This is a genomic window from Asaia sp. SF2.1 (assembly GCF_000505765.1).
GTDB classification, from domain to species: domain Bacteria; phylum Pseudomonadota; class Alphaproteobacteria; order Acetobacterales; family Acetobacteraceae; genus Asaia; species Asaia bogorensis.
The window spans coordinates 143,318-150,846 of record NZ_AYXS01000012.1 but is presented as its reverse complement, the minus strand read 5'-3'; the positions used below and the strand labels follow the sequence as shown (position 1 = coordinate 150,846).

Annotated in this window: 3 protein-coding genes and 1 pseudogene; 1 reads left to right on the top strand and 3 read right to left on the bottom strand. The window is 62.2% G+C overall.

Annotated features, from left to right (window positions below; translation table 11 throughout):
- A pseudogene (locus P792_RS27095) lies at positions 1-892 on the top strand (tetratricopeptide repeat protein); the annotation flags it as partial.
- 42 nt (positions 893-934) lie between these two features.
- Here P792_RS27095 and P792_RS27090 read toward each other — a convergent pair.
- From P792_RS27090 to murJ, 3 genes are all read right to left on the bottom strand, one after another.
- Positions 935-3,742 carry a [protein-PII] uridylyltransferase gene (locus tag P792_RS27090; RefSeq protein WP_023978459.1) on the bottom strand — a complete coding sequence of 936 codons (2,808 nt, stop codon included), beginning with the start codon at positions 3,740-3,742 and terminating at the stop codon, positions 935-937.
- Positions 3,743-3,790: 48 nt separating this feature from the next.
- Positions 3,791-6,436, bottom strand: coding sequence for a DNA mismatch repair protein MutS (mutS, locus tag P792_RS27085; protein WP_023978458.1), 2,646 nt, complete (start codon positions 6,434-6,436; stop codon positions 3,791-3,793).
- A gap of 242 nt (positions 6,437-6,678) precedes the next feature.
- Positions 6,679-7,529: murein biosynthesis integral membrane protein MurJ (murJ, locus tag P792_RS0118745; protein ID WP_031240597.1), on the bottom strand; the 851-nt coding region annotated here is incomplete at its 5' end.

Here is a 7,529-nt window from a genome sequence, read left to right as displayed (position 1 = left end):
GGGGGCGCTGGCCTTTCATCGTGCACGGTTCAATCTGGGCGTACTTCAGTTGGCCCGGGGCGATTACGTGCAGGGCTGGGCCAATTTCGAGCACAGGCTCGCTCTCACACCGCTACCGTCAGACCTGCCGCGCTGGTCGGGTGAGGAAACCGCTCAACGCGTTTGCATTCAGGCCGAGCAGGGATTGGGGGACGCGTTGCAGTTCCTGCGCTTTGTGCCCTGCGCGGCTGAGCGGGCGCCGCTCCTTCTGTCCATACCGGCACCGCTTCAGGGGCTTCTTCGCGCGATGCCATCCCTGACACCACTCCTTCAATCGGGCCGTGTCGTGCTTGAAGGCGAGGCAACGCTCTTTTGCCCGATACTGAGCCTTCCTTACGTACTGGGTGTGGAGCACATCGACACAAGACCGATCCTTGATCTCGGGGTTGCGCTCGAGCCAGGCCGCGTGGGTATTTTTCATGCAGGAAGTCCGACCTATCGCTTCAATGCGCGTCGTTCACTGCCTGTCTCGATGCTCGCGCCGCTGGTCGCTGTGCCCGGTTATGAGTTTGTCAGCTTTCAGGCTGAAGGAGAGCGTGCGGCGGCCCCGGCATTTGGCATGGCGCAGGGCGTTGGTCCTACGTTGCTCGACACAGCAAGGGAAATGGCCCGATGCGAACTGATCATCGGCGTGGATAGCCTGTTGGCCCATGTGGCGGGATCGGCGGGCTTGCCGCTCTGGCTTCTCGATCGCGTCGGGGGAGACTGGCGCTGGCAGGGGGCTGACTGGTACGCGAGGACACGGGTGTTCCGCCCTGTCGATCACGCGCCGCCTGCTGAGGCGTGGCCTGTCGTGGTGACACGTGTCGCTCAGGCCCTGCGTGACAGGGGAAGCAAGAAATTGGCGCCCTGAACTTGTGCGCGCTTGATCGTTAACCCTGGGGCGCGCTATCGCTCAGGCCGCGACGGGCTTGAGCGGTCGGGTGGTATCATCCTGATTCATGGTTGCCAGCAGGGCAGTACGGATTTCCGCCATACGGGTTTCGGAGGTGACCTTGGTCCCTACCAGATCGCGCACATAGAAAACGTCGACCGCCCGCATGCCGTAGGTCGTGATATGCGCTGAGGAAATCTGCAGTGACTGCTCACTGATGGTACGGGTGATATCGTAAAGCAGTCCGGGGCGGTCACGCCCGTTGATTTCGATGATCGTGTGACGCTCCGACGCGCGGTTGTCGATCACGACACGGGCCGGAACATGGATGGCCCTCATACGGCGTGTCGCGCGTTGATCGGCAAGGCGGTCGAGTTCAGTACCGATGGCGAGGCGGCTCGAAAGAGCCTGCTCGATCAGACTGTTCAGGCGCGCCAGTTGCAGTGGCGTGTCAAAGGCGCGTCCGTTGCTGTCCTGCACCCAGAACGTATCGAGCGCCATGCCATCGCTGAGCGTATGAATACGGGCATCGACGATCGAGGCGCCGGCAACGGCGAGTCCCCCGGCGATTTGTGAAAACAGCCCTGAATGGTCGGCACTGAAGATGGTGATTTCGGTCACGTCACGCTGAGGAATCGGGGTCGCCTCGATTGTCAGCGGAGCCGAATGGATTTCGGAATCAAGAACCAGTCGTGCGTGGCGGATATGGGTATCGGCGTCAAAGCCCAGCCAGTAACCGGCATAGCCCAGTGTCAGGAAGTGCTCGGCCTGATCGGCGGCGACACCCTGCTGAAGCAGGCCGTCACGCACCAGTTCCTTCGCGTGGCTTACACGTTCGTCGCGCTCTGTCGCTGCCAGACCTCCTTCGAGAACCTCGGCAACGCGGCTGTAGAGCTCGCGCAGCAAAGTCGCTTTCCAGGCATTCCAGACATTCGGGCTTACGGCACGCATATCGGCAATGGTGAGCAACAGCAGCAGGCGGAGGCGCTCTGGAGACTGGATGATGTCCGCGAGGTCGAGAATGGTGCGCGGGTCGTCAATATCGCGACGGAAAGCGGTCTGGCTCAGAAGCAGGTGATGCAGGATGAGCCATGAGACCGTCTCGGTCTCTTCGGCATCCAGTCCAAGCTGCGGACAGACATGCTGTGCCACCTCTGCGCCGAGAACCGAGTGATCGCCACCGCGCCCTTTGGCAACGTCATGCAAAAGCGTGGCGACATACATGGCGCGACGCGACTGCATGTCGCGAGCCAGATCGTAAACGAGCGGAATTTCATCCGCCATCGCCCCGGCCTCGATCCAGCCAAGCATACGCACGGCCTCGATGTTATGCTCATCGACCGTGTAGATATGATAGGTATCGAACTGCATCTGCCCGACGATACGCGACCAGTCAGGCAGCAACGCGCCAAGAAATCCAGTATCGTTGAGAATGGTGAGCCAGTCTGCGCCGCTGGGGCGGGCATGTTCCCGGTTCATCTCTGTCGGGCGCATGAGAAGCGACAGAAACACCCGCATGGTCATCGGGTCGTCACGCAGCGAGGCGATCCGGCGCTCATTGCGTATGAGTTGCTGGATGGCGGTCGGATGCAGTTCCAGATTGTCCTGGAATGCCGCATCGAGCATCCGGACCATCAGGCGCGGATCGTTCTCGAAGCACTGCGCATCCGCGGGCGCAATCTGGTCATTGATCAGTCGGAAATGGCTGGCATCTGCAGGCGTCAGGGTCGTTCCCTGATAGGGGGCCTCTCGAACAGGGCCTTGCAGGCGTTCCATGATGCTGGGTTCGAGGATACGGGTCAGGCGCATGACCTCACGCGTGGTGAGGAAGTAGTGGCGCATGAAGCGCTCGACGCCCTGTTGCCGTCCATGACCGGCATAGCCCATACGGCCGCCAATGACAGGCTGGACGTCAAAGGCCAGACGCTCGTCAGCCCTTCCGGCGATGTAATGAAGATGCAGCCTGATGGTCCAGAGGAAATTCCAGGCGCGTCGTGCGCGGTTGGCTTCCTGCTCGGTCAGGAGCCCCAGTGTCGTGAAAACGGGTTCGTGCGGGCGGTGAGGATGGGCGGGGTTGATGTCGCTGCTGTCCTGAAAGACCCGCGTCATCCAGTTCAGGGTCTGGAGGTCACGCAGGCCGCCGCGTCCCTCCTTGATGTTCGGCTCAACCATATAGGGGTTGTCGCCAAAACGTTTGTGACGTTTCTCGCGCTCGTCGATCTTGTCATGGATGAAACACAGGGCGTTTGCTTCGCTTCGGCTGAAACGCGCACCGAGTTCGACGAACAGGCGCTCTGCCCCGGTGATCCGTCGCGCATCCAGAAGGGTGGTGCGTATGGTCAGATCTTCAGCAGCCGCTTGCTGGCAGCCTTCAATGGACCGCGTGGCATGACCCACACGAACGCCCAGATCCCACAGGAAATACAGCATGTATTCGATCTGCGCTGTCGTTTCAGGCGCGGGGATCTCGTCAGTGAGAAAAAGCAGGTCGATGTCACTATAGGGGGCAAGAAGGCCACTGCCATAGCCACCCGTAGCGCAGAGACTGAGCCCGTCTGCCGGGGCCTTGGCCGCCGCGCGGGACAGGTCGAAAAGGCTCGCGATGGCCCCATCCATCAGCTGCGCCAGGGTTGAGGCGGCAGCAATGCCCTTGAGCTGGCGCCCCTCGAAAAGCCTGCGGATCTCGCCGTGATGACGACCGATATGACGGCGGAAGAGGCTGACGGCATCCTCGCGTGAAACAGAGCCATCCGGCTGACGCACACGGTCAAGGGCCGTGGTCAGGGCTGACTGCATGTCGGTTTCAAGGAGGGAGATGGGTTCGCGCATTAAGATCCGTCGGTCAGGGGCGTTAAGGAATACCTGAATTTGCTATCTTCAGGTCAAATCGTTCTTTGTTTCAAGCGCAAGTTTGCGTAGCGCGTAGAGGGCCTCCAGAGCGTCGCGCGGCGAGAGGGTGTCGGGGTCGATCGTTTCCAGCGCTTCACGCAGGTGATCTTTCGCCACAGGGGGAGGCGGGGCGGCCGCAAATAGTGGGAGTTGCGGCCCACTGAGCCCCTGATCGCTCTCAAGGGCTGCCAGCAGGCGCGTGGCACGCTGTACGACCGGTAGCGGAACGCCTGCCAGCTGGGCCACGTGTACCCCCCAGCTCTTGCGTGCCGAGCCCTTGCGCACCTCATGCTGGAAAATCACCTCGCCCTGCCATTCGCGCACCGCCATGGTGAACGGTGTCAGTCGGGGCATCGAATCGGACAGGCTGCACAGCTCAAAAAAATGCGTAGCGAAGATAGTGCGTGAGCCGAGCTGCGAGTGAAGCGCCTCAAGCGTGGCCCAGGCGATGGCAAGTCCGTCGAGCGTGGAGGTGCCACGGCCGATCTCGTCCACCACCACAAGTGAGCGCGGCCCGGCCTGACGCAGGATGGCGGCTGTCTCGGTCATCTCAACCATGAAGGTCGAGCGTCCGCGCGCGAGATCATCAGCAGCGCCCACGCGGGAGAACAGGCGATCGACGATGCCGATACGGGCTTTCTCCGCCGGAACGGGCAGACCGGCCTGGGCGAGGATAACGGCGAGGGCCGTCTGGCGCAGGAAGGTCGATTTGCCGGCCATGTTGGGCCCGGTCAGCAACATCACGCGCTGGTCGGGCGGCAGGTGGCAGTCATTGGGAATGAAGCGCGTGGAACGGTCCAGGGCAGCTTCAACCACGGGGTGACGGCAGGCCTTGAGCGCAAAGCTCTGATCCTGTGCCATCTCGGGACTGCACCAGGTGCCACCTTGGGCCAGACGCGCACTGCCAGTCAGCACATCGGCCAGCGCAAAAAGCTCCGCCAGTTCGGGCAGGGCAGGATGGGAGACAGTCTCGGCAACCAGCGCGGCGAACAGACGACGCTCCAGCGCCCCGGCGCGGTCGGCAGCTTCCAGAATAGCCCGGTCGAGGTCGAGCAGTTCCTCTGTGGTGAACCGCACCAGATTGGCCGTGCCCTGCCTGAAGGAAAGCTCGGGGCAATCCCGAAGCCTTGCCCCATGCAGCGCCGAGGTCTCGATGATGTAACCCAGTTGCGCGTGATGTTTTATCTTGAGCGTGGCAACGCCGAATTTCTCGGCATAGCTCTGCTGAAGCGCTGCAAGGGTACGTTTGCTGTCGTCACGCAGGCCACGGTAACGATCGAGATCGGCATCATAGCCGGTGGCGATAACCCCGCCATCCTCGATACGGGCGGGCAGGGAGTCTGACAGGGCTTTTTCAAGCGTCTCCAGCAGGGCATCGGCGCGGCCGTACAGCCCGGCGAAAAGCGCCCGGATGAGCGAAGGCGTTGCATCATCGCAAACCGGTTCGAGCAACGCCACGAGTGCGTCAGCCGCTTGCAGCAAATCACGTGTGGCAGCCAGATCACGCGGCAGGCCGCGCCCCGCCGAGAGGCGGCCCAGGGCGCGGGCAAGGTCGGGACTGCGCCGCAGGATGGGCGTTGTCGCCTCCATCAGCCCCGGCTGGGCACCAATCCAACGCCAACCTTCCTGGCGGCTCTGGATGAGCGTCAGATCGGTAGAGGGGGCTGCAATCCACTGGGCGAGCAGGCGTTGCCCGGCTGCGCTGACACAGCGATCCACCGCTGAAAAAAGCGTATGCGTGGTCGTGCCGTCCCTGGCCTGTACGAGATCGAGGCTGGCGCGTGTTGCAGGATCGAGACCCAGCGTCTCGGAATCATCCCGTCTCAGGGGGCGGGCGATACGGGGCATCGCACCGGCCTGGCTGCGACGCACATAATCAAGCACCAGGGCGCCTGCGCGGATCTCCTCGTCGGTGAAGTCGCCCAGAATGTTAATTTGAGGGACTTCAAAAATCTGCGCCATGCGCGTCCGTGCTGAATCGATGCCGGGCGGAACCAAGTTGGGGGCGACGCGCAGCGCGAAGGGTTCCGGGATAAGCGCCGGGTCGGCAAGGATTTCCGATGGGTCGAGGCGGGCGAGCAACTCCTCGATCTGGGTACGCGGCAGCGTCGTGGTTTCGAACGATCCGGTGGAGATATCGATCCACGCCGCGCCGCACGCATCGCTGGCGCGTGGTTTGCGCGCGGGGGCGGAAAGGGCGAAGAGAAGGTTGGGGCGACCGGCTTCGAGCAATTCGTCTTCGGTCAGCGTCCCTGCCGTGACAAGACGCACGATAGCCCGCGACAGGGGGCCTTTCTGGGGAGGATCACCCGCCTTGCGCGCGGCTTCGGTCTGCTCCGCCACAGCCACACGAAAGCCGCGACGAATCAGGCGGGCGAGATAGGCTGGGGCGGCTGCAACCGGGACGCCGCACATGGGGATCGGCTCTTCGTTATGCTTGCCCCGTGTGGTCAGGCTGATATCGAGCGCCATCGACGCCGTTTCGGCGTCGGCGAAAAAAAGCTCGTAGAAATCGCCCATACGGAAAAACAGCAGCGCATCGGGTTCCTGCGCCTTGAGTGAAAACCACTGCGCCATGGCAGGCGTCGCCCCCTCGGCAGAGGGGATTGCACCCGTAATCGCGGGGGTCGTCATGCTGGATATCGGATCTGTATGTCGCGCCACATGACACAAATCCTAACGTTACAGCGCGGTCCTGTGAACTCTCTGTCGAGGCACAAGGCGCGATCGCCTTGGAGCCATGATTATTTTGCAACGCTTGTCTGTGCGGTCAGGAAGCCAGCGACATATAGCCGTGCAAATCACTCAGGTGCGGAGAGATGTAATGTGCGGGGCGCCGTCACGCCCCGACCTGATTTCGAACGCCTAGTATGATCTCAACGGGCGCGGCCGCGTCGCAGGACACGGCGAAGCAGGCGGTCAGGCTGCGCAACCCCGAAGGCCCAAAGGGCGGCGAGGTAAACCACACCAGCCAGCCCCATGAGGATGCCAAGCATCATCGCCCGCATGAGGCCATGCCACATGACCAGACCCGGCGCGATGAGGCGTGCCAACGTGACCGTGACAAGGGCCATGAGAAACGAGGCGGCGATGACACGCAGCAGGCGGCCAACCAGAGCTGCATCCGGACGGAATACAGATCGCCTGTGCAAGATGACGGCAAGGAAGCCGAGATTGACTAGAGCCGCGATCGTACTCGCCAGCGGTGGTCCGACATGGGTGAGCGGGCGATAGAGGGCGAGATTGAGCGCAAGATTGAGCGCAAGGGTGAGAAACCCGATACGCACTGGCGTGCGGGTATCACCATGAGCGAAAAAGCCGGGCGAGAGCACCTTGATCAGAATGAAAGCGGGCAGGCCAAGCGCATAAGCCCGTAGCGATTGCGCTGATGAAAGCGCGTCCTCGGTTGTGAATTTTCCATAGCCGAAAAGCGTCGCCATGATTTCCGGCGCAAGGGCTAGCAGGCCGAAACAGGCCGGAAAGGTCAGGATGGACGCATAATCAATGGCCTGATTGAGCGTTTTCTGTCCGCCTGCCGTGTCGTGCTCAGCGGCATGACGGGTCAGAACGGGCAGAAGCGTCGTTCCTGCGGCGGCCCCCAGAACACCCAGTGGCAGCTGGTTGACGCGATCGGCAAAGTAGAGCCACGAGATCGATCCTGCAGGGAGCAGGGTGGAAATCAGCGTATCGACGGTCAGGTTGAGCTGTGTGGCGCCAGAGCCAACCA